This is a genomic window from Microbulbifer maximicatervae (SeqCode) (genome assembly GCF_052467305.1).
In genome coordinates this window covers 3,138,060-3,161,242 of sequence record NZ_CP174306.1, presented here as the reverse complement: position 1 = coordinate 3,161,242, position 23,183 = coordinate 3,138,060, and the positions used below count along the sequence as shown (strand labels likewise).

General features: G+C 48.9%; 24 protein-coding genes. 20 read left to right on the top strand and 4 right to left on the bottom strand.

The features are described 5' to 3' along the window. Window positions 1–103: 103 nt before the first annotated feature. Together ACJJI4_RS13845 and ACJJI4_RS13840 are read right to left on the bottom strand one after the other, a co-directional pair. Window positions 104–919, bottom strand: a complete 816-nt coding sequence (locus tag ACJJI4_RS13845) for a helix-turn-helix domain-containing protein (RefSeq protein WP_413662803.1) — start codon at window positions 917–919, stop codon at window positions 104–106. A gap of 105 nt (window positions 920–1,024) precedes the next feature. Beyond that, complete coding sequence (locus tag ACJJI4_RS13840) at window positions 1,025–2,038, bottom strand: asparaginase (RefSeq protein ID WP_444914359.1); 1,014 nt, start codon at window positions 2,036–2,038, stop codon at window positions 1,025–1,027. A 404-nt stretch (window positions 2,039–2,442) separates the two neighbouring features. Here ACJJI4_RS13840 and ACJJI4_RS13835 point away from each other — a divergent pair, with 404 nt between their 5' ends. The 17 genes from ACJJI4_RS13835 to ACJJI4_RS13755 all read left to right on the top strand — a co-directional run bounded on the left by ACJJI4_RS13835 (window position 2,443) and on the right by ACJJI4_RS13755 (window position 18,277). Next, on the top strand, window positions 2,443–3,765 hold the full coding sequence (locus tag ACJJI4_RS13835) for a homoserine dehydrogenase (RefSeq protein WP_444928233.1): 1,323 nt from the start codon (window positions 2,443–2,445) through the stop codon (window positions 3,763–3,765). Between the two features lie 86 nt (window positions 3,766–3,851). Further along, window positions 3,852–5,252, top strand: a complete 1,401-nt coding sequence (gene thrC, locus ACJJI4_RS13830; RefSeq protein ID WP_444925536.1) for a threonine synthase — start codon at window positions 3,852–3,854, stop codon at window positions 5,250–5,252. A gap of 60 nt (window positions 5,253–5,312) precedes the next feature. After that, the gene (gene recJ, locus ACJJI4_RS13825) at window positions 5,313–7,040 is read left to right on the top strand and encodes a single-stranded-DNA-specific exonuclease RecJ (RefSeq protein ID WP_444925535.1); all 1,728 of its coding nucleotides are present in this window, start codon (window positions 5,313–5,315) and stop codon (window positions 7,038–7,040) included. A 79-nt stretch (window positions 7,041–7,119) separates the two neighbouring features. Continuing rightward, a complete protein-coding gene (locus ACJJI4_RS13820) occupies window positions 7,120–8,031 on the top strand; it encodes a DMT family transporter (protein ID WP_444893194.1) in 912 nt (303 codons plus the stop codon). 8 nt (window positions 8,032–8,039) lie between these two features. Next, window positions 8,040–8,666 (top strand): LysE family translocator, encoded by a 627-nt coding sequence (locus ACJJI4_RS13815; RefSeq protein ID WP_444925534.1) that lies wholly within the window; start codon window positions 8,040–8,042, stop codon window positions 8,664–8,666. Window positions 8,667–8,699: 33 nt separating this feature from the next. Next, window positions 8,700–9,158 carry a hypothetical protein gene (locus tag ACJJI4_RS13810; RefSeq protein WP_444925533.1) on the top strand — a complete coding sequence of 153 codons (459 nt, stop codon included), beginning with the start codon at window positions 8,700–8,702 and terminating at the stop codon, window positions 9,156–9,158. Between the two features lie 24 nt (window positions 9,159–9,182). Next, complete coding sequence (locus ACJJI4_RS13805) at window positions 9,183–9,575, top strand: MerR family transcriptional regulator (protein ID WP_444893197.1); 393 nt, start codon at window positions 9,183–9,185, stop codon at window positions 9,573–9,575. A 103-nt stretch (window positions 9,576–9,678) separates the two neighbouring features. Then, window positions 9,679–10,774, top strand: a protein-coding gene (gene prfB, locus ACJJI4_RS13800; protein WP_413662795.1) for a peptide chain release factor 2 whose coding sequence is annotated in 2 segments (ribosomal slippage) — window positions 9,679–9,750 and window positions 9,752–10,774 — 1,095 coding nt in all. Because the reading frame shifts where the segments join, the coding sequence is not laid out codon by codon here. A gap of 72 nt (window positions 10,775–10,846) precedes the next feature. Continuing rightward, the gene (gene lysS / locus ACJJI4_RS13795; protein ID WP_108733981.1) at window positions 10,847–12,331 is read left to right on the top strand and encodes a lysine--tRNA ligase; all 1,485 of its coding nucleotides are present in this window, start codon (window positions 10,847–10,849) and stop codon (window positions 12,329–12,331) included. Between the two features lie 151 nt (window positions 12,332–12,482). Further along, a complete protein-coding gene (locus ACJJI4_RS13790) occupies window positions 12,483–13,373 on the top strand; it encodes a hypothetical protein (RefSeq protein ID WP_444925532.1) in 891 nt (296 codons plus the stop codon). 663 nt (window positions 13,374–14,036) lie between these two features. After that, complete coding sequence (locus ACJJI4_RS13785) at window positions 14,037–14,396, top strand: hypothetical protein (RefSeq protein WP_444925531.1); 360 nt, start codon at window positions 14,037–14,039, stop codon at window positions 14,394–14,396. Between the two features lie 107 nt (window positions 14,397–14,503). Then, window positions 14,504–14,737: a hypothetical protein gene (locus tag ACJJI4_RS13780; RefSeq protein ID WP_444925530.1), complete on the top strand. Its 234-nt coding sequence runs from the start codon at window positions 14,504–14,506 to the stop codon at window positions 14,735–14,737. 405 nt (window positions 14,738–15,142) lie between these two features. Continuing rightward, on the top strand, window positions 15,143–15,460 hold the full coding sequence (locus tag ACJJI4_RS13775; RefSeq protein WP_444925529.1) for a hypothetical protein: 318 nt from the start codon (window positions 15,143–15,145) through the stop codon (window positions 15,458–15,460). A gap of 98 nt (window positions 15,461–15,558) precedes the next feature. Further along, entirely contained in the window at window positions 15,559–15,846 is a 288-nt protein-coding gene (locus ACJJI4_RS13770; protein ID WP_444925528.1) for a hypothetical protein, read from the top strand. A gap of 531 nt (window positions 15,847–16,377) precedes the next feature. Then, complete coding sequence (locus ACJJI4_RS13765; protein WP_444925527.1) at window positions 16,378–16,968, top strand: TrmH family RNA methyltransferase; 591 nt, start codon at window positions 16,378–16,380, stop codon at window positions 16,966–16,968. A gap of 234 nt (window positions 16,969–17,202) precedes the next feature. Next, window positions 17,203–17,640, top strand: a complete 438-nt coding sequence (locus ACJJI4_RS13760; RefSeq protein ID WP_444925526.1) for a GNAT family N-acetyltransferase — start codon at window positions 17,203–17,205, stop codon at window positions 17,638–17,640. A 58-nt stretch (window positions 17,641–17,698) separates the two neighbouring features. Beyond that, window positions 17,699–18,277: a dienelactone hydrolase family protein gene (locus ACJJI4_RS13755; RefSeq protein WP_444925525.1), complete on the top strand. Its 579-nt coding sequence runs from the start codon at window positions 17,699–17,701 to the stop codon at window positions 18,275–18,277. A gap of 166 nt (window positions 18,278–18,443) precedes the next feature. Here ACJJI4_RS13755 and csrA read toward each other — a convergent pair whose 3' ends face one another. Together csrA and ACJJI4_RS13745 are read right to left on the bottom strand one after the other, a co-directional pair. Beyond that, window positions 18,444–18,608, bottom strand: a complete 165-nt coding sequence (gene csrA, locus ACJJI4_RS13750) for a carbon storage regulator CsrA (protein WP_282933640.1) — start codon at window positions 18,606–18,608, stop codon at window positions 18,444–18,446. A gap of 633 nt (window positions 18,609–19,241) precedes the next feature. Beyond that, the gene (locus ACJJI4_RS13745) at window positions 19,242–20,123 is read right to left on the bottom strand and encodes a LysR family transcriptional regulator (RefSeq protein WP_444925524.1); all 882 of its coding nucleotides are present in this window, start codon (window positions 20,121–20,123) and stop codon (window positions 19,242–19,244) included. 476 nt (window positions 20,124–20,599) lie between these two features. Here ACJJI4_RS13745 and ACJJI4_RS13740 point away from each other — a divergent pair, with 476 nt between their 5' ends. The 3 genes from ACJJI4_RS13740 (at window position 20,600) to ACJJI4_RS13730 (ending at window position 23,120) form a co-directional block, all read left to right on the top strand. Further along, window positions 20,600–21,682, top strand: coding sequence for an NAD(P)/FAD-dependent oxidoreductase (locus tag ACJJI4_RS13740; protein WP_444925523.1), 1,083 nt, complete (start codon window positions 20,600–20,602; stop codon window positions 21,680–21,682). Window positions 21,683–22,133: 451 nt separating this feature from the next. Continuing rightward, the gene (locus ACJJI4_RS13735) at window positions 22,134–22,511 is read left to right on the top strand and encodes a MerR family transcriptional regulator (protein WP_282931931.1); all 378 of its coding nucleotides are present in this window, start codon (window positions 22,134–22,136) and stop codon (window positions 22,509–22,511) included. A gap of 36 nt (window positions 22,512–22,547) precedes the next feature. Beyond that, window positions 22,548–23,120 carry an NAD(P)H-dependent oxidoreductase gene (locus ACJJI4_RS13730; protein ID WP_444925522.1) on the top strand — a complete coding sequence of 191 codons (573 nt, stop codon included), beginning with the start codon at window positions 22,548–22,550 and terminating at the stop codon, window positions 23,118–23,120. The last annotated feature ends 63 nt before the right edge of the window (window positions 23,121–23,183 follow it).

Sequence of the window (23,183 nt, the reverse complement as noted above, 5' to 3'; positions counted from 1 at the left end):
TTTCTCTTCTCTTCATCGTATGGGCCTGTGTGGGGTGGGGTAATATCCCCACCTCCCGCAAGCCTCGTGTTGGGGTAATTTAGTAATTAATTGGAGAGTATTTTTAGAGTGGTGTCGCAAAGAAACTCTGCGGCCCCTCTGTAGAGGTTGCGCGAATATTCTCGCGAATATTTTTGTTGATCTCTTCGGACTCAGGACCAAAAACACCACATAATTTCAGTGCATTTTTAATGCTGATGTTGCGACCGAGAGATTCGAGAACTACTTTTGTGCAGACTGGCTCACGCCTGTCACTGGCGGATGCTCCCAGCTTTAATCCGGATAGATAGCTGACCCGGCTTTTATAGGTGGGGTATAAAATAGTTTGTGCGATTTCATTGTGAGTCAAGGATTCATAGCCAACCAAAAAAATACGATCGGCAAGAAAGAGCAGCATGCCTTTATAGCGGGATTTATACCACTCATCCCTGTCTGGGTAGCGCATTCGTTCGAAGCGCTGAAAATAATATCCATCACCATCCGACTCAATATGCAGCAGGCTGCGAATAATATGGTCGGAGAAGGTCATGGAGTAGTGGTACTCGAAATAGAAGCCTAAATATTTATCGGCCCGCCCCTGGGACTCCCGCATCAGAATATCAATATCGCGATTGTAGGGCCTGGCGGGGAGGCTGTCGGAGACGGGTGCGCTGCGCACGCGAACAATTTGGCTGAATTGCTCGTGGGGCATCACGATTTCATGGGGCTCTACGCCAAAAAAATGACATATCTTTCCCAGGGTATACTGGGAGGGTTGAGTGTTACCGTTGAGATATTTATTGAACTGGGCACGGTTCACCCCAATTCGCCGGCACACCTCGGCTATGGATGGGTAGAAGCTGCACAGAAGGCGGAGGTTTTGCGAAAAATCGTTGCTCATCGGTATTTTGCTTCTGGATAGAGGTTATCCCTTCAATCCCTGTTAATCACTCGATCCCTTTTTAAAGGCGAAGCCATATAGCCTCGCCAATAGTTTCAGTTTTTATCAGTTGGGGTGATTGCACTCACCGCACAGCGGGCGCTGTAATAGGGTTTTAATTTCCGTATCGGAATGGCCCATTGCCAACAGGTGGTTGAGCTTTACAAAACAGGCTTCGCTGGTCATATCCAGACCACCTATAACGCCGGCATCAAGCAGTGCGGAGCCCGCAGCGTATTTACCCAGATCCACCTGGTGCTCCAAACACTGGGACACTGCTACACAAATAGTGCCGAGCTTTGAGGCCTTCTCAAGCTGCTCGGTAAATGCGCTGTCGTCAGTCGGCGCATTGCCGGTGCCGTATGTTTCAATAATCAGGCCCTTGGGGCGGCTCTCTAAAATTTTCTCAATCAGTGAGGGAGATATACCGGGAAATAGTTTCAGTAAAATCACTCCGCCATTGGCATTGGTGGGAATCTGAAACTGCGGTTCACCGGTGGGCACCAGCAGGGCGTTGTGGTCGATATTGACCTGGATACCCACTTCCCCGAGACAGGGGTAATTGGGGCTGCTAAAAGCATCCAGTGAGCCAGAACTGACCTTCACTGCACGGTTGCCGCGTAGAAGCTTGCCGTTGAAGTAGAGGCAAACCTCCCTGATATCGTCGGAGCCGCTTAATAATAGCGCCGCAATTAAGTTGTTATAGGCGTCGCTACGCATCTCCCGCAAGGGAATCTGGGAACCGGTGACGACCACGGGCTTTTCAATGCCTTGTAGGGCAAAGGACAGTGCTGAGGCGGTGTAGGCCATGGTGTCGGTGCCGTGCAACACCAAAAAGCCTGAGTACTGGCTATAGTTGTCGCGTATCAGGCTGGCAATGTGATACCAGTCCTTTGGTCGCATATTGGCGCTATCCAGCAGTGGGTCGAGTGCTTGGAAATCGTATTGTGGAAGCTGGCCGATAACATCTTGTAAGAGGCGGCCCAGAGCGCCTTCCAGGTCGGCGTCAGGCACATAGCCCGATTCGCTTCGGCGCATTCCCAGGGTTCCGCCTGTATAAAGGATTAGGGTTTTCTTCATTACTCGACCACTATCTGAGTCCGGATTCAGTACGCCCCTATTTTGTGCAAAGGCGCGGTGGATGCAATTTCGCAGGTTGCTGTTACCTGATGCTAGTAGATGCTTCTATAGCATCTACTGAGGACGCTGTTGGTTTCAAGAGGTGATTTTGGGTGACAGAAGTTTCGACTCTACTCTAGCCGGAAGCGGTGCCTTTATGGCGCAATTATATTGACTTTTTTACGTTCCGCTCGGTAAGGTTGATGATCTTTTGTCAATTTTATTTGCATTTATTGCGCGGCTTCCTGTGGTGGCACTTTCTATGTAATCGGGGGTAGATCCCGGTCTGGTTCGCTGCCCCTATAGTTGCGCGGAGGAACATTGTGAGCGCAACAGTGGAAGAGACTGCGGAGGCGGAGGCTCAGGTGGTTGTAAAAAAGGCACCCCGTGCCGTGCGGATCGGTATCTGTGGCCTGGGTACTGTCGGCAGTGGAACGGTGAATGTATTGGCGCGCAATGGGCGGGAAATTGCAGCCCGTTGCGGTCGCGCCCTGGTCATTGAGCAAATAGGTGCGCGCCGCGATAACGCACACTGTGATACCAGCCAGATAAACGTTACCCGGGAAATTTTCGATGTCGCCAATAATCCCAACGTGGATATTTTGGTGGAGCTTATCGGTGGTACTACAGTAGCGAAGGAGCTGGTGCGCACAGCGATTGAAAATGGCAAGCATGTTGTCACCGCTAACAAGGCGTTGATTGCCGAACACGGCAACGAGCTGTTTGAGCTGGCCGCAAAGCACAATGTCACCATTGCCTATGAGGCGGCAGTAGCTGGCGGTATTCCTATTATTAAATCCCTGCGCGAAGGATTGGTGGGCAATCAGGTGCAGTGGCTCGCCGGGATTATTAATGGCACCGGCAATTACATTCTCACTGAGATGCGGGAAAAAGGGCGGAGTTTCGATGAAGCCCTGGCCCAAGCCCAAGCTTTAGGATATGCGGAAGCGGACCCCACTTTTGATGTGGAAGGTATCGATGCTGCTCACAAGCTGGTGATTATGGCTTCCCTGGCATTTGCTATGCCCCTTGCTTTTGACAAGGTGTACACCGAAGGCATCAGCCGGATCTGTAGTGAAGATATTCGCTACGCTGATGAGCTGGGATACCGTATCAAGCACCTGGGGATTGCGCGTCGCACCGACAAGGGTGTGGAGTTGCGGGTGCACCCGACTTTAATCCCCCAGCGCCGCCTGATCGCCAACGTAAACGGCGTTATGAATGCGGTGTTGGTCAGCGGCGATGCTGTGGGACCAACCCTGTATTACGGCGCTGGTGCGGGCGATGAAGCCACGGCATCGGCAGTGATCGCCGATCTTGTTGACGTGGCCCGCACTCTTGAGGCCAAGCCGGAGCACAGAGTGCCGGCAGCGGGTGTCGCCCTTGCGGATCAAGGGGGAACCCAGGTTCTGCCGGAAGAAGATGTTATTACCAGTTATTACCTGCGTATCGCCGCCCACGACAAGCCCGGTGTTATGTCTCAGGTGGCCACCATTTGCAGTGATCAGGGCATCAGCATCGAGGCTCTGATCCAGCACGAACCGGTTGAAGGTGAAGCACTTGTCCCGGTGGTGATTTTGACCAGCCGAGCCGATGAAGCCAGCCTCCGCCAAGCGGTTGCACAAATAGAGGCTTTGGAAACGGTCGAAGGTGAAGTCGTCAGGATTCGTGTCGAGAGCCTCGGATAAACCCCGCGGGCGCCGAGTGACATAACCCCGGGCTCGGTGCCCCAATCAATTAACTCCCCAGCCAGCGATAAGAGCCAAGAAATACTGTGAAATTTGTCAGCACACGCGGCAGCGCGCCGTCTCTCTCCTTCGCCGATACCGTACTAACAGGCCTTGCCAGCGATGGAGGCCTCTATGTTCCCGAGACTTTGCCGAAGTTTTCTCGCGAGGAAATTGCCTCTATGGCGGGGCTCGATTACGAGCAGCTGGCCTTTCGCATTATCCAGCCGTTTGTGGGGGATGATCTCAGTGATGAAGAGCTGAGCGGTATTATCGGGCGTTCCTACAAGCACTTCCGCCACAAGGCTATTGCCCCGCTGGTGCAGACAGACACCAATGAGTGGGTGCTCGAGTTGTTTCACGGGCCCACCCTGGCATTTAAAGATTTTGCCTTGCAGTTCCTCGGCCAGCTCTTTGATCACCTGCTGAAAAAGCGCGGTGAGAGAGTGGTGGTTATGGGGGCAACTTCTGGTGATACCGGTTCGGCCGCGATCGAAGGTTGCCGCCATTGCGACAATATCGATATTTTTATTCTGCACCCCCATAACCGTGTGTCTGAAGTCCAGCGACGCCAGATGACCTCGGTGCAGTCGGGCAACGTATTTAATATCGCACTCGAAGGTAATTTCGACGATTGCCAGAATATGGTGAAAGCGAGTTTTGCCGATCAATCATTCCTGCCCGATGGACGCCGCCTGGTAGCGGTTAATTCCATTAACTGGGCGCGGATTATGGCGCAGATCGTCTATTACTTTTATGCCGCCCTGCGCCTGGGGGCGCCGGATAAAACAGTTAATTTCTCCGTACCCACCGGTAATTTTGGCGATATTTTTGCCGGTTACCTGGCGAGGCAGATGGGATTGCCTATCGACCAATTGGTAATTGCGACCAATGCCAACGATATTCTGCATCGCTGCATCAGCGGCAATGACCACACTCCCAAACCACTGGTGCACAGCTTGTCTCCCAGTATGGATATTATGGTGTCGAGCAACTTTGAGCGATTGCTGTTTGATCTCTACGGTCGCGATGGTGCGACGGTTGCTGAATTGCTCGCGGATCGCAGTCAGCCCATGCATTTGAGTGAATCGGCCCTGGGCAAAGCGAGAGAAGTTTTCTCCTCCAGTCGGGTGGATGACAAGCGCACGGTTGAAGTGATTGGTGAGACCTTCAGCTCCTGCGAATATCTACTTGATCCGCATACAGCTATCGGGGTTGAAGCCGCACGACAGGTACGTCACTCTACCGAACAGCCCATGGTTTGCTTATCTACCGCACACCCGGCAAAATTCCCCGATGCCGTGGCCCAGGCCCTGCCAGAAAAAGAGATTCCCCTGCCGAGTCATATGCAGGATCTCTGGCAGCGGGAGGAGCGCTTCAAGGTATTGCCCAATAACTTGTCCCAAGTACACGACTATATGGCGACGATGCTGTCAGAAGGCAGTTAATTGGCACACTGTCGTGCAATAAGCGGCAACCGATTAGCTATTAGTTTGCTGAGAAATACATTGAGTACAAAAATTCAGCGACGGCCAGTGGATATGTCTACTGGCCGTTTTGCTTCTGAAACACCAAAAATATTGCAGCGTGTCCTGTTGGGGCGGGGGATTGTCAGCGAAGAAGCGCTGGATCACAGTCTCTCTCAATTACAGAGCCCGCAGAGTATGCGAGGGCTGGAGGCTGCCGTTGCCTTGCTGGTGGATGCTATCCACGGGCAAAAGAAAATCCTTATCGTGGGGGATTTCGATGCGGATGGAGCCACCAGCAGCACCTTGGGGGTGTTGGCCCTGGGTGCAATGGGCGCGCCGGGAGTGGAGTACCTGGTGCCGAACCGCTTTGACTTCGGCTACGGGCTGACTCCAGAAATTGTCGAGGTAGCCAAAGATTATCAGCCCGATCTGCTGATCACCGTAGATAACGGTATTAGCAGTATCGAGGGCGTGGCAGCGGCAAAAGCTGCTGGTATGAAAGTGATTGTGACGGATCACCACCTGCCCGGCAGTGAGCTGCCGCAGGCGGATGCCATCGTAAACCCGAACCAGCCGGACTGTGACTTTCCCAGCAAGAACCTCGCTGGGGTGGGGGTGATCTTTTATCTGCTCAGCCGTTTGCGCACAGCCCTACAGCAGAGTGGGTGGTTTGAGCAGAGCGGTATCGCCCCGCCCAATATGGCCGAATACCTGGATTTGGTCGCCTTGGGTACTGTGGCCGACCTGGTCCCGCTGGATCACAACAACCGGATTCTGGTTCACCAGGGCATCGCCCGTATCCGTGCTGGCCGCTGCCGGCCCGGTATTGCCGCCCTGATGGAGGTTGCCGGGCGCGACCAGCGCAGGCTCTCTACCACAGATATTGGTTTTATTTTGGGGCCGCGAATTAATGCGGCTGGTCGTCTCGACGATATCGGCACCGGTATCTGCTGCCTGCTCACCCGCGATCCCAGTGAAGCGCGGGAGCTGGCCGGCGAGCTGGATGCCCTGAACCGGGATCGCAAAGCGATCGAGCAGGGGATGCAGCGGGAGGCAATGGCGGTCCTGGATGAGTTGCGCCTGGAGGGCGAAATTCCCTGGAGTTTGTGTCTGTACGATGCCAACTGGCATCAAGGTGTGGTGGGTATTTTGGCCAGCCGCATCAAAGAGAAATTCCACCGCCCGGTGATCGCATTTGCTGAGGGTGATAACGGCCTGGTGAAGGGCTCTGCGCGTTCGATTCCCGGGCTGCATATTCGCGATGCCCTGAGTGACGTAGCCGCCTCTCACCCGGACCTGATCAGCAAGTTCGGTGGCCACGCCATGGCGGCGGGGCTGAGCTTACCCCAGGAAAACCTGGAGGCTTTCCGTAAGGCTTTTGAGCAGGTGGTGCGCAACCGCCTGAATGAAAACCAGCTGCACGCGGTTATCGACTCTGACGGTGAGTTGGAATCTGGGGATTACACTTTGCACACGGCAGCCATGTTGCGCGCTTGTGCGCCCTGGGGACAGGCGTTTCCAGAGCCGGTATTCGACGGTGAATTCCTGTTGCTGCAACAGCGCATCGTCGGCGAGCGCCATTTAAAAATGGTGGTGGCGCCGCCCCAGGCGCCGCAACTGGCGCTGGATGCTATTGCTTTTAATGTGGACACCGAGCAGTGGCCGCAGCCCACGGAAAGAGTGCGCTTGGCTTTTAAGCTCGATGTTAATGAATTTCGCGGGCGGGAATCCCTGCAATTAATGGTGAGCCTGTTAGAAGCGGTATAGGGCGCACTTTGTATTTGGCTGTTGGGAAAAACACGGAGTTTTTTGCAACAGCTCCTAAGTTGTTTGGAAGTAAAAAGTAGTGAAACGTAAACAAGTCCAGGCCGAAGTCCTACTGTTATTAGCCGCTCTCTTCTGGGGCGTTGCCTTTGTGCCACAAAAGATTGCCATGGCGGATATTGAGCCGCTGGCATTTAACGCATGGCGTTTTATTCTCGGCGGTTTAATCCTGATCCCCATCGTTTACTGGTTGTCCTCCCGTCGCGATGCCCAGCCCGGTGAAGCCGAAGGGCAATCGGTGAATCACACCTGGCGGGCCTGCCTGCCCGGTGGCGCACTGTTGGGTTTTTGGCTGTTTCTAGGCGCGGCACTGCAACAGGTGAGCCTGCTGTATACCACTGCCGGCCGCGCCGGATTTATTACCGGTTTTTATTTACTGCTGGTGCCTGTAATCGGTTTGTCCCTGGGGCATAAAACCAATCGCTGGACCTGGATGGGAATTGGTCTCGCTTTGTTCGGTCTCTATTGGTTGGCGGACTTCAGTGAAGAATCCCAGCTGGTGGGCGACTTAATGGTATTTGCCAGTGCCTTTGTTTTTGCCATCCAGGTATTGACGGCAGATCGACTGGTAAAACGCTACGACGCTTTGCGACTCGCCTGTATCCAGTTCCTGGTGTGTGGCCTTTTGTCCGCCGTAGCTTCGCTATTTACCGAAGAGGCGACACTGCAATCGGCGATCGATGCGGCTTGGCCTATCGCCTATATGATGATTTTCTCCACGGCACTGGCGTTTACTTTCCAGCTCTTGGCCCAACGCTACGCCGCGCCTTCTCACGCTACCGTAATTATGAGCCTGGAGGCAGTTTTTGCCCTGGCGGCGGGCTGGCTATTCCTCAATGAAATGCTCAATACCACGGAGTTAATTGGTTGTGGTTTGATGCTGGCGGGGATGCTGGTCAGTCATTACGGCAACCACAGCGGTACTCACCACTAGGAATATCAATGGAATTATCGACACTGGCACTCTTTGTTCCCGCAAGCTTCTTTGCCTCGGTCACACCGGGGCTCTGCATGATGCTATCGCTCAGCCTGGGAATTACCCTGGGCGTGCGCCAGACTCTGTGGATGATGGTGGGAGAGTTGATCGGTGTTGCGTCGGTGGCGATTACCTCTGCACTCGGTGCTGCGGTATTGATGGTTCAGTATCCGACTTTATTTCAGCTGTTTAAATACTGCGGGGCCGCCTATTTGGCCTGGATAGGCGTGCAGATGTGGCGCTCCCGGGGGCAGCTGGCTCTGATGGATCAGGGTGATACGGTCGATGCTAGCCGACCATCGCGAAGAGCGCTGGCACTACAGGGTTTTGTTACAGCTGTGGCCAATCCCAAGGGTTGGGCGTTTTTTATTGCGTTATTACCGCCATTTATTAACGATACCAAACCCCTGGTACCCCAGCTCTCAGTCTTGCTGGCGATATTGCTGCTTTTGGAGGCGTTGTGCCTGCTGATTTATGCCAGTGGCGGCCAGGCCCTGAGTCGTTTACTGGAGCGGTCTGAAAATGTGCGTTTGGTTAATCGGATTTCTGGTACTTTGATGCTATCGGTGGGAGTCTGGTTGGCGTTATCCTGACACGGCTATTTATCGCTTTATGGAGGATGTTCTGTGCTGAAAAAATGGTTGTCATTCTTATGGGTATGGGCCCTGATTATCTCGGTGGCGGCTTGCGGCCAGTCGAGGGAGGAGAAAGCGATGGAGAACGAGGTTGAGAACACACCCGGCGCGGCGGAACCCGAAGTTGCACCCACGCCTCCTGCAGCGACTATGAGGCCAGGGGAAATGGTGTGGATTTACCGCGGCAGTGGCAGCAAGCAGTGCGAAGGGGGTGGTATGACCCTTCAGCAGAGTCAGGCGAAGTTGAGTGACAATGGGGTGAAGGTGCAGGAGTCCCGCTGTGGAGTCCGCACCGATAGGATGTTCCCCGCCGTATGTGGCGCACCCACAGGAGATATCCTGATGCACCTGATCGGTATGGATGCCCTGGATGCCTCAATTGAGCTGGGATATAGCCCCGCCGAGAAAGTGCAGTATCAGTTTGCTGCCTGTCGGGACAACAGTGCCTGAGTTGAAACCTTAAGTGGGGTAATCGTGAACATTTCCCAGGCCGCAGAGAATTCGGGCCTCAGTGCAAAAGCCCTGCGGCATTACGAAAATATTGGCCTGGTGGTGCCCGGCCGCTCTGCTAATGGCTATCGGGATTACTCCACTGCCGATGTTGAAACCCTCTGCTTCGTGCGCCGCGCGCGGGCCTGTGGCTTTACCACTGAGGAGGTCCGGGCGCTGCTGGGGTTGCGGGATAACCCGGAGCGTCACAGCCGTGAGACCAAAGACCTGGTCAATCACAAGCTCGGGCAGCTCGAAGAGCAGTTGCAGACCCTGCTGGGGATGCGCGCAACCTTGCGGGCCTTTGCCGATAGCTGCGCCGGCAATGAGTCCCCAGACTGCGCAATTCTGGAAAAGCTCTCGGGACAGACCGCCTAGTAGAGGATTTGCCGCCATATCAGCCCCTATCTGACTGGAAGGACCCCCGCGCGCTGCGGTAGAATGCGCGCCGCTTTTTATTTTGTCCGGACACCGAAAGTTCATGGAAATCAATCCCCTCATCAATCAATTGAAAGACCTCGAAGAGCGCACCGACGTTCTTAGGGGGTATCTTTGACTACGCCAGCAAGAAAGAACGCCTTACCGAAGTAGAGCTGGAGCTGGCTGAGCCGAGCGTTTGGGACGACCCCAGCCGCGCACAGGAACTGGGGCGCGAGCGCTCCTCCCTGGAAACGGTGGTTAATACCATCGAAAACCTCGACTCCGGCATCGCCGATTGCCGCGAGCTGCTGGAAATGGCAGTCGAGGAAAATGATGAGGACTCCGTAGGGGAGGTCTCCACTGAGATCGAAGGCCTCCAGCAGCAGCTGGGGATTCTGGAATTCCGCCGTATGTTCTCTGGCGAGAACGATGAGAACAACGCCTACCTGGATATCCAGGCCGGCTCCGGTGGTACCGAGGCCCAGGACTGGGCGGAAATGATCCTGCGTATGTACCTGCGCTGGGGTGAGGCCCACGGCTTCAAGACCACCCTGGAAGAGGTCTCTGCGGGGGAAGTGGCCGGTATCAAAAGTGCCACTGTGCATTTCGCCGGCGACCACGCGTTCGGATGGCTGCGCACAGAAACCGGTGTACACCGCCTGGTGCGCAAATCGCCGTTTGATTCCGGCAACCGCCGTCACACTTCTTTTAGCTCGGTATTTGTGTCACCGGAAATCGATGACAATATCGAGATTGAAATCGACAAGTCCCAGGTGCGTGAAGACACCTACCGCGCGTCCGGCGCCGGTGGTCAGCACGTGAACAAAACTGATTCTGCGGTGCGTTTGACCCACACAGAATCCGGTATTGTCGTGCAGTGCCAGAGCGAGCGCTCCCAGCACCAGAACCGCGATAAAGCCTGGAAAATGCTGCGCGCAAAAATGTACGAGCAGGAAATGCTCAAGCGCAACGCAGAGAAGCAGGCCATGGAAGACAGCAAGGCCGACATCGGTTGGGGCAGCCAGATCCGCTCTTACGTGTTGGACGACCAGCGTATCAAGGACCTGCGCACCAATGTCCAGACCAGCAACTGCCAGGCAGTACTGGACGGAGACCTGGACCAATTTATCGAAGCCAGCCTAAAAGCCGGCCTCTGATTTAAAGTCTCCACTCTCACCGCGCCCCTCGTCGATGAGGGGCAATATCAATCACAAAACTGATAGATCACCATGACTGATATCCAGCAAGACGAAAACAAACTGATCGCCGAGCGCCGCACCAAGCTTTCCGCTCTGCGCGAGAAGGGCAATGCTTTCCCCAACAGTTTTCGCCGCGAGAACCTCGCTGCCGACCTGCAAGCTGAGTTCGGCGATAAACAGAAAGAGGAGCTGGAAGAACTGGGTAAACGGGCGTGCGTAGCAGGGCGAATCCTGGCTAAACGCGGACCCTTTATGGTGATCCAGGATGTGTCTGACCGCATCCAGCTATACGCCGATAAAGCGGCACAGAAAGATATTAAAGAGCGCTTCGGTGCCTGGGATATCGGCGATATTGTCGGCGTAAAAGGCACACTGCACAAATCCGGCAAGGGCGACCTCTACGTCAACTGTGAAGAGTACAGCCTGCTAACCAAAGCACTGCGCCCACTGCCGGAAAAATTCCACGGCATCGCCGATCAGGAAATGCGTTATCGCCAGCGCTACGTGGACCTGATCGCCACGCCGGAAGCCCGCGAAGTGTTCCGCGTGCGCTCCAAGGTGATCGAGTACATCCGCGATTTCCTCAACGCCCAGCAGTTTATGGAAGTGGAAACGCCCATGCTGCAAGTTATTCCTGGCGGTGCCAGCGCGCGTCCGTTCGTTACCCACCACAATGCGCTGGATATCGATATGTACCTGCGTATTGCCCCGGAGCTGTACCTGAAGCGTCTGGTCGTGGGTGGTTTTGAGCGGGTTTACGAGATCAACCGCAACTTCCGCAACGAGGGCCTATCCACGCGCCACAACCCCGAATTCACCATGCTTGAGTTCTACCAGGCGTACGCGGACTACAACGACCTGATGGACCTCACCGAGAAGATGCTGCGCGGTATCTGTGAAGATGTACTGGGCTCCACCACTGTGGAATACCAGGACAGCAGCTACGACTTCTCCAAGCCGTTCGCGCGTTTGTCTGTGTTCGACTCCATCCTGCACTACAACCCGGAACTGACTGCGGCCGATATCGACAATATCGAATCCGCCCGCGCGGTAGCTGAGAAGCTGGAAATCCCGCTGAAAGACAGCTGGGGCCTGGGTAAGGTACAGATCGAGATTTTCGAAAAGACTGTAGAGCATCGTCTCGACCAGCCGACCTTTATCACTGAGTACCCAACCGAAGTGTCTCCGTTGGCTCGCCGTAACGATGACAATCCGTTTGTCACCGACCGCTTTGAATTCTTCGTAGGCGGCCGCGAGATTGCCAATGGTTTCTCCGAGTTGAACGACGCGGAAGATCAGGCTGAACGCTTCAAAGCCCAGGTTGCGGAGAAAGATGCCGGTGACGACGAAGCCATGCACTACGACGCCGACTATATCCGCGCGCTGGAATACGGCCTGCCGCCCACCGCTGGTGAGGGCATCGGTATCGACCGTCTGGTAATGCTGTTTACCAACTCTCCGTCGATTCGCGACGTACTGCTGTTCCCGCATATGCGCCCTGAAGCGAACGACTAATCGCTTCTCACTGCCGGGTAGTTTTACCTGCCCGGCAGTATTTCCTCCCCCTATGCCGCAGATTTCCTCACTCTGAAACTTCCCTCAGCTCTATCTATCCTTATTCATTGGTGCTCTATCGGGCCTCGAATGATTTGGAGCGGTTGCTGCTATGAAACAGGGACAGGCGAAAGAGAAAAGCGCAAGGCAAATATTGGCGCTAACGCTCTGTAGCTTTATCTCCTGTACCGCCGCTGCGCAAAGTTCGGAGCCTGCAACAGCTGCCAGCCTAACTTCCAAAGAGCCCGATGACTGGCGCTTCCTCGCCACTCCTTATCTTTTCCTCCCGCTTCGCACTAAAGGGACTTCTACTGTCGCTGACACCAGTGTCGATATTGATCTGGATTTAAGTAAAACCCTGGAGCTCCTCAACGCTGCATTTTCTGTGCGCCTGGAAGCCTGGAAAGGGCGCTTTGGGGTAGTGGCGGATCTCTACTATGTGCACCTCAGATTGGATAAGGGAGCAACCATAACCCCGCCGCGAAACCCACAGCTGGATATCGATGTAGATATTGATGTTGAGGTGGATGCTCGCCAGGGCTGGATAAATGCCCTAGCCGGTTACCGGATTTTAGAAGGGAATCTGGCTGATAGTGGGCGAAAGTACTTTGTAGATGTGGGAGCGGGTTTGCGCTGGAACCGATTAAAGCAGGAAGTGAAAGCACGAGCGGGAATTAATATAGGCCCCAGACCCGAGTTCAGGAATCGCCTCGGAGGCAAACAGAGTTGGTGGGAACCTACACTATCTGCGCGAGGTGCAATCGGAATTACTGAATGCCTAACCATTGCTGTACGCACGGAACTGGGAGGCTTTGGCGCTGGGGGTGATGACTTACAGTGGAATCTATTAGCCGGATTCGACTGGCGTGCCTGGAAAACCACTTCACTGCGTTTTGGGTATCAGTATTACAGTATTGATTATTCCGATCGACTTTCTGATGGGCGTTTTGCTTATGATATTACTCAGCATGGGCCGTATATAGCGGCGACTTGGCGGTGGTAGCTGAGCTAGTTATATTGGTGATCAGGGTGTGTGGTTCTGCTCACAGATCTTGTTGGTGACTGTTATTTTTGAAGAAACTAAGATTTTTGGCGTAATAATTTTAATATCACAGAGTTGGTTGTTTATCTTGGATTTGCAATAGTGGTTATATGGATCATTTTATACTTGGTTCTATGGTCTAGTTTATATGTATCTAATTGATTTGATACTGAAAAGTAAATGTGAAGAGCGAATTTACATTTGAAATAGTCGTCAAGTTAATAGTGGCCTGCGGGTGATCATATACATAGCTAAATTTCACTGATACATGAGTCAGGAAGTGAAAGTAGAGTATATCGTTGATGGAAAACCAGTTGGTATATTTATACGAATACTCAATGATGTTAAGTTTGAACTCGGTGACTACCCGAATTTAGCCGGTTGTTTAATCAAGCGATTGGTCACTCAGTCGAGGATATTAAAGGAGGGTAGTAGTCCTGACCTTAGTATTTGTTGCCTTTGTTTTGAAAATGGTAATCAAAAAAGCAAATTCAACGCTGGTGAGGTAGTAGCTTTTGTGCCATAAAAAATTTAATGGAACCAGGTGGTTTTGTACGCCGCTTGTGTAGGATCTCGCAGCGCCCGACCGTTATTGGTGGCGTTAAGTATAAGTAGGAAGTTGTCATGAGTAAGGTTCGAATAATATTTGGTTTAGCTTGGTTTCTTCTGTCGTTATTGTGCGTAGTTATTTGGTATTCATTAACTTTCGGTGGGTCAACTATATCGGCAAGTGGGGCTGATAAAACAAGCCCCGCCGGTTATCTCTATCTGGGCGCTGGAATAGTATTTGCTATAGTGGCGGGTGGAGTGTATTTGCAAAGAAAGCTAAGCCTATTGGTAGTCTTTCCTGTATTGGTCTTCTCGCTTATATGGTTTTTGGATGTACTAACCGATGAACATTTTTGGCTTAAATATGCTTTAGCTTCGAGTGCTATATTGATTGTATGTTTTGGTTCGGTATTTTCAGTTTGTCGACGCACTTAACAAGTTGCCCAAGTGCATTCTGGTCCGTTGGACCTCCATGGGGCAGCCTAGATTCCATTTTGGCTGTCTTTATTAAAGTCTTAAATGTTGCGGGGAATTACAAATATATGTTGTGGATAATAAATATTGTAGGGTTGCTCACTTCGTGGCACTTTATGGACCTCAATTCTGATTCTTCCTTTAAAAGCGAAGTTTGCCCAACACTATTGGTTATATTTGCAATTTGTCTACTTACGGATGTGGTGTGTACACTTAGTTCTGGTGGTAGCGGTGGGGGTCGTGGAGGTGGCTTCTTTGGTGGCGGTGACGGAGGTTGTGGTGGCGATGGTGGAGGCTGTTAAGTGTATGATATATTCAACAAAGCCATCAATTGAGAGGTGAATTAAAAAGCCTATATGTGGTTTACTCATCACTCGCGATTATACTTGGCTCACTGTTTCTAATTAGTGAGATGGGTTTTCCAAAGAGCTGGATTGTTTTTGTTGTAATTGTAACTCTTTATATTGCTTGGTTATTGGCCCGATCATTCACTAGGGCTATAGAATGCGATTTTTGTAACTGTGAACTTGGGGCAGCGTTAATGCAATTGGGTAAAAATTCAAATCAAGGCTTTTGCCCAAAGTGTGGCAGTGAAATTGAATAACAAAATTGGGTAGCCTCGCCCGCAATAAATGCTCGCAGGACACTCTGTACGTGGCTCCGGTTGCCACAGCCAAAGGCGTGAAGTATTGAATTGGAATCAAAGTATGAAAGGATTTTACGGGCAAGCGAAGTTATCGACGGTTTTTCTGGGTTACCTTTTGTTGCCATTATTTACGTTGTGCTTACTTTATTTAAGTATTCCTGTTTCACCGTATTCAGAGCTGATGCTGGACTCAACTGTTGCTATTTGGTGTGTTGCAGGAGCGGTCGCAATATGGCGCTGTGCATTCAATTCACCATTTCAAGTTCTGGGGTATTTCGCTCGTATGATTTCAGTTCTATTAGTGGTGGTGCTATTTGCCAGCTTATCCAGCTTTATTGTAACGGTCATGGGGTTGGCCATATTTGGTGCTCCCCAGTGAACACACTTAAATACCCAATTAACTAAGTTTCTTTGGCGCTCGGCAGTTTGCACTCCGCTTCGCAACATTTCGACTGCGGGTTATCGGGGCGTTAAAATGTGAGTGTATACATCGTGCAATATCCAGATGGGTGCGAGATAGAACTGGGAGATACAGTCTCTCTGGCTATGCCAAACGGCTGGGCTGAGGCTCGCGTAGTAATGCTTGGTAGTACGAGAGAGCACCTAAATATGACCGCAGAGGATCTGGACTGGTATAGTGGCGAGGGCTTGGAGCCTACATCGATACTCGTAGAGTGGCTCAAGGATGGCAAACCAAAACGAGGTGCTTATATGTCAATCCATGTAGATTGTTGTATAGAATTAATTTCTAGAGACCAGTCGTAATTTTCATACGATAATTAATGCGTCAATTAACTCCGCGCCTCGCCCCACCTGCCGGTTATTAAGGCGCTAAATGCTTTGATAGGGCGTATGAGCAATTAAGTACCCTTTAGCTGTTTAGCTGAATTAATACTAATAAAAATTTTATACGCAGCGCTGAACGTATTTTCTATCTATGTACGGTTCATTCCTAAATTAGCCATATGGATTTTCTGGGAGCTGTTGGCCCGTTGATTGTTGTCGGAGTTTTATGATTTTTTTATTGCAAAGCATTGAGTGGCAGGAAGTATTTGGTAAAACTGTCCATGAGGTTTCCATATGTTCTTTGTTGTGGCCTTTGATATCTTTTCTCTATATGGGTAATTTATGGGCGTCGGTGTAGCTAAGTAGCTAACTAAGAGATGAAACTGACGGTACAATTTCGTGTGTCTTTTATGCTGTCACTACTCTCATTATCGTATCGAATTTATATAGTCTGGTCCGTATCTGACTACAGTGTTAGCAGTAAATCAATTATCTGAGATCTTTGGGGCTATGGAAGTTGATAAAAGTGACGTTCGGAAAAGAGCCGATGAAATAAAGCCGTATCGCTGCAAAAATCTGATAGCTGTTCTCGAATACCCAATGGATATGAAGAATATTGGAGCAGTTATTAGAAACGTTAATGCGTTAGGCGTTGAAAAAACGTATATTGTTGATCCGCGTAACTCTTTACCCGATGATTGGCAGGAAATGAGAGAAAGGAGGTCACTCTCAAAATTGTCTGTCTCTGCGATCAAATGGAGTTTTGTAAAGCGTTTTGGTAGTACTGAGGAATGCCTGGATCATTTGACGAAAAACAGATTTATCTCGATTGTCACCTCTCCCCATGTAAAAGGAAAAGATAACTTTATATTGCATGAGGCAGATTACACTCAGCCAAAGCTGGCTGTTTGGTTTGGTAATGAATCTAGAGGTATAAGTGATCTCGCAGTCGAACATAGCGCCTTCTGCGTATCCATTCCAATGTTTGGCATGATTGAAAGCCTGAATCTCGGCACAACGTCTGGAATTGTATTGTATGAAGTTACTAAACAGCGCCGTGAGTATCAGGAAAAGTACAAGAGAGCAAATCGTAGCGACTAATAGAATGATGGAGTTGATGTCCTATTTTTGTGTTTTTTACACTGTGGCTGTATTCTTTTCCTCAAATAAACAAAGAAACTTTCCCCATTGAATAGGCGCCTACCTTTCGGTCGCAATTACTCTTGGGTAACTTATAAAGCAGGCAAAAACTATTTCGTCTTTAAAGCCACCCCAAAACGAGAAGGTCAAAATTACTTTAATATGAGCAGAATCGAGTTTAAGGAGCTAACCCAAGTGAAGCGAAATAAGCTGTTAGCTGTACTCAATGAGGATTCACTTAGGGAGCACTTAATTAAACATGAATACTTTGATGTCCAGAGTATTAATGAGTGGATCAAGTTTAAGTTAGAAGTAGACTCCCTGCCTGGGTGCCGTGTTCGACTAATTTATATCGGTGGAGTATTAGCTGGGTGGTGTGGTATTCAACCTGACGATAGCGGCTTTGAGATGGCTGTTGTCATATCTCAACAGTTTTGGGGTTCTGGACTCTCAGTATTCAAAACAATGATCGGTTGGGCTAAGGAGTTAGGGCATAAGGAAATAGTGTGTCATTTGCTTGACAGTAGGCCAGAATACAGAGCTTTGAAAAGAATATCCAAAACAGTACATAAAACCGAGCTGTTGGGTCGATGTTTTACGACATACTGTATCGAGCTCGATAAATATGCATAGATTAAACTATAACTGGTCGGTGTATCGTTTCTTTCTTGTTATATGAAAAAAATAAACTATGGCTTGGATTTTGGTTTCAGATATTTTTGGTCGTACAAAAGCGTTAGAGCGATTTGCAGCTGATCTTCCTGGTAGTGTAGAGATAGTTGACCCGTATAATTCAGAATTGATGAATTTCGATTGTGAAGTTGAGGCGTATTCACACTTTACATCAAAGGTTGGGCTCGATAAATACGTTGAAAAATTATCAGAGAGAATCAGCGCATCATTTGGTCATGTGAGTTTAGTAGGTTTTAGTATTGGTGCATCGGCCATATGGAGATTATCTGATCATCAAGCTTTGAGTAATATTTCAGGGGCAATTTTATTTTATAGTTCACAAGTTCGCCATTACGTCAAAATTGATCCTATATTTCCTACGCGCTTGATATTCCCGGCGATGGAGCCTCACTTTTCTGTATCAGAGGTCATACAGACTTTGAAGCAGAAAGAGCAAGTGGAGGTTCATCATTCCACTTACCTTCATGGCTTTATGAATCCCCATTCCAGAAAATATAATGCAGAAGCTTATGCTAAATACAAGCAGATAGTATGTAATACGCCCTTCAATGACCCCATCTGTAAAGGTTTCAGTTGAGTGTAGTTCGTATTGGAGTTTGACAAATATCACATAGAGACAGTTGTTATTGGTTAGTTTGTGCAAGTATTTAGCTAACCGAGGCCTTTCCAAAGGTCATAAACTAATTGGAAAGCCGCTGGGAAGACCGAACACTTGCTTCTCAACGGCTTCGGCAGTTCACCATCTATTCCTTTTGGATGCGCCTATATATTTCTTCTCGATGAACGGGTACGGACTTGGGGGCATGTATCCCCATCTTCACTTGATTGCCTTTAACCTCTAATACCTTAACCGAAACTTTGGTGCCGATTCGTAGGTTTTCACCTATTCGGCGTTTCAATATCAACATATTCATTTCCTACTGATATAGGCTACAAGAAAGAGCGTTCTCTTGGGTGAGTATTGAAAGAAGCGGCTAGAAGAGGGGGAGCACGAGAACGATAAGCATAGAAGAAGAAAAGGCGAGCGCAACGCTCCCAGAGCTTGGGGACACGCCTCAAGCTGCTGAATGTACACCACTTTATTGAAGACGAGCGGGTATCTAGCGTATGATGCATATAGCCATTTTGATAATGAAGGTATCAATTTGGTTAGCTGGCCCCGGGTGTTGGTAGCACCTTGGGTCAGCGCCTTTTACTTATTCTTATATCTCGCTACCGTTCTCCTCTTGAAGGAATAGATCGTTTAGGAAATTCTGGTACTTCTCTTTAGGAGAGAGCCGAAACAAGCCCAACTAAAAATAACAAAATACTAATAGAGATCTATCGATTTTACGCATCTTTGATATGGAAACAAACTTAATTGTTTCTAACAGGATAATTTAAGCGCCTTTTATTTACCTATGCGCTAGTGTGATGAAGCTCAACCAAAGAGTTTCTCTCGTAAAATACAAACACCTGGTGGGCCAGCTTCAAACTCTTAGAATCTATGTATTAAACATAAAGAATCTGAAAAATTTTGGTAGAAATATCGTAAGTGTTTTCTAATGAAAACCCTGAAGGTTTAGGAATAATTGCCAAAGGTAACTTGCTACGGGGCCCATTGGATTAGAAGCTTGTCTTGCCACGCGTACTTCCAGTTCTTGCGGTTTTGGGATCCCTTCCACTGCAATGGGAGATAATAAGCCCTGTTTAAGCTCCGCTTCTATCATATGTTCTGGTAGCGTACCCCAACCCATACCTTGAAGAATAATTTCTTTTTTAGTCGGAAAATCGTTGACTCTCCATTGATCGCCCCCTTGAAGCACCCCGTAGGTTTTAGTGGATGACTTCCTACCACTGATGATCACCTGGGGATGGTGTAGCATAATCTGCCTTGGGACTTCATCGTATTGGGTAAGCAGGGGAGAGTCGCCAGCGATCACAGAAATGAATTTCATATTCATTAGATGAATGGATTCAAGCTGGTCGTAAGTTTCAGTCCACGGAATAATAGCTATGGAAACCTGGCCTCCCTTCAATAAGTCCAGTGGCCCAAGGCCATTTTCGGAATAGACCTCCAAGCGTGTTTTTGGGTACTCAATTTTGCACTGACGGATTGCGCTGAGTATTGGGCCGACTGGTATGGCGGAAGTAAACGCAATACCTACTTCCAGTTCTTCTCCTGCGACTAGCTGTTTAGCTAAGCTCTCAAACGAGTGGGCTTCAGCTAGTACATGTTTGGATTGTTCATACAGGGCTTTGCCGTCAGCTGTGAGTGTGCTCCTGTATTGGTCCCGATCAAATAGTTGTAGATTGAGGTCCGCCTCTAATTTCTTGATGGCGGCGCTTATAGTGGGCTGTGTTCGGTGAAGTGTCTGGGCAGCAGCTTTTAGCGAGCCACCTTCAACTATCGCCTTAAAATATCGTAATTGTTCCAAAGTCATAGTGGCGTGAGCTTAGAGAAAATATAGGTAAGTTTCTGATGCAGCATATTTGAGGATCTTAAACTGAAAATAGCCATTAACTGGCTTACTTTTATGAAGTATCTTTTCTGTTGTGCTGACAACATGAGTAATCTGCACTCGATACCATTTGCCAGAGCTTGCAAACTGGACAGCATCAACACCGCTGATCATTTTGATTGAGTAGCTTTTTACGTAAACCAGCTATTTGTTTTTCTTCTGCCAGCAGAAGCTGGGAGTCTGCGTGCACCTTTTCACTTCATACCTGCGCGGTATCATCACCCGATATTAGCTGAATCAACATGTTAGTCAAAAGCTAACAAGAGGTTAGATTATAGTTAATATCATTAGCTTAAGTCTAACTTTATCCTTGTCTCCCTATCAAGAAGTGACCTGTTCGTGAGGCATTGCGAACGGCCGCGCTTTATCCGAACAGTTGAACGATATTGAGGCGAGTTATGATCAAGCGGACAGACGTGTTAATCGTTGGTGGAGGCTTTGCTGGTGTTTCTGTGGCCCAAAAGTTAGCTAAGCAGGGTATGCAGGTGGTATTGGTTGACCGAAAGGACCATTTTGAAGTGACCTTTGCCACATTACGTAATGCGATAGCGCCTAACTTACTGACTGCTAATCCACGTAAATATTATCGTGACTTTATTCAGAGCGATTTTGTTCAAGCAGATGTGGTTTCCATGGATGACCGGATAGCAAAGTCATCGAATGGATTAGAGATCCACTTTAAGCAGGCAGTTATCGCGACAGGCAGTCGCTACCCAACCTTGCCGATAGCTAAATCTACATCAGCTTATACAATTTCCGAGCGTGAGCAAGAAATGCGGAATGAGCAAAAAATACTGGCGAAATCTCAGTCAGTTTTGATTGTAGGAGGCGGTACCGTTGGCGTGGAGCTGGCCGGGGAAATTAGCAGCGCTTTTCCCAATAAAACCGTGACGTTAGTCCATTCTAAAGATGTACTACTTGGCCATCTTAAGCCTAAAGCTCAGAACAAGGCGCTAGAACAGCTTACGGCTAAGGGTGTTAGCGTACATCTCAATACCCGGTTAGTTAAAGAAGGTGCAATTTACCGTTCTATGAATACTCAAGAAACTTTCAAGGCAGACTTGGTTTATGAATGTGTAGGTATGTCGCCAAATACCGAGTTTCTAAAAACAGAATTACCCGGTGTGTTAGATAAGATGGGATTAATTAAAGTGGACGAATATATGCGGGTTAGGGGTTATTCTAACCTTTATGCGATAGGTGATTGCTCTACTCTGGATGAAAATAAGCACGGCTATATAGCAAACGTTCAAGGAGGCATCTTAGCGAGCGTTATCATTAATCAAGCCAAAGGTAAAAAGGTTAAGCCTTATAAAACACCTAGTTATGCCATTGTTACGCCGACCGGTACAGAGACAGGTGTAGCTCAAATGCCCTTTGGTGTATTTACCTCAAAGCTATTTGTTAACCTGAAACAAAAAGACATGGGGATAGGCCATATGCTTAAAGCGAGCGGTACAACCCCAGACTTACTTAGCTAGAGCTTTTTGGTATACAGTAGAGTACCTCTAATTAAAATCTACCAGTCTCTAAGGTTCCTCTGAGTAGACATTCTCACTGGCCATTGAAAATTAAGTAAGAGGTAGTCCAGATAACAGCCATACCTGCCAGATGCGTGTGAGGGGGCATAGGCGGCATCACTGCCATTGATTGTATTTTATTTACGTAGTTAGGTTCCCCGTCTGAATTTATTACAGGAAATTAGAGGGCCTTTTCTTCTTAATTTGCGGTATTGCGTATTTACGTTCTTCAACGTAATGTTTGTGCCGAAAGCATGAGAATGTAAGAAGTGAGTCCCGGCTCTTATGGGTTTCTACTAGTACCCGTAAGAGCTGCGAAGGTCCCAAACTCATGGAAGGCTCCTTTCATGTGATGAATATTTTTCATAGGCTGTAATCTCAATGGGAAATTGAGCATAGGTAGGAGGTCTGTATGTTTATAGGAGAGGTGTCAAGAAGGACGAATCTCACTGTAAAAGCGATAAGATTTTATGAGGAAAAAGGCCTCATTGCCGTTCCTAAAAGGCAGGGCAGATATAGAGTCTATACGGCAGAAGATGTTGAAATTCTTACTTTGATCTCAGAAGCCAAAGTACTTGGGGTGACTTTGGCTGAGTTGAAGGATGTTATTCGGTACCATAATGGAGAGGTTGATTGGGCTCGAATCAGAGTTTTCCTGAAGAAAGTAAAAAGAAAAATTGAGGCTGAATTGAAATCACTTTCTAATAAAGCTGAAAAGGTTGATCAATGTATTGCGTCTATAGATTCCTGTCATAAAAGCCTTGACTCTCCCCTTAAGGGGAGACGGTAGACTTTTCATCATGTCTTTAAGCAATAGTATGAAGTGATGAAAAATATCCTACTTTTAAATGGCAATCCAAAGAAGAACAGTTTTGTTAAGCAGTTGAGCGATGTCTATGAGTCTGAAGCAAAGAAACAGGCAAATGTTCGGCGATATAACCTGTCGGAAATGGACTTCAATTCGAATTTAGAGTTTGGGTACGATGACCATCAAGTATTGGAGGATTGTCTATCTGAATTTCAAGAGGCTCTTAAATGGGCACAGCATATTGTTGTGGTGTCGCCTATTTGGTGGGGCGGACTGCCAGGAAAGCTCAAAGGCTTGATTGATCGATCTTTTCTTCCCGGAATTACCTTTAAATTTGAGAGTGGTAGTGCAGAGCCCATAAAGCTTCTTAAAGGCAAAACATCAAGAATAATTTTGACAATGGATGCGCCTACGGAATATTTTGAAGAACAAGCAAAGCCAGTATTAGAGCAGCTTGATCGATTTACTCTTCAATACTGTGGTTTTTCAAAAGCAGAGGTTAATTTATTTGGTTCAATGATTTTGTCTGATAAGAATCAACAGGGCTCCTGGTTGAAAACTGTTAAAGCACTTGGTGCTAGATGTATCTAGCCTAGAACAAATCAATCTATGCTAGTTATGACTTCCTAACGACAACCAATAAACTTGACGATA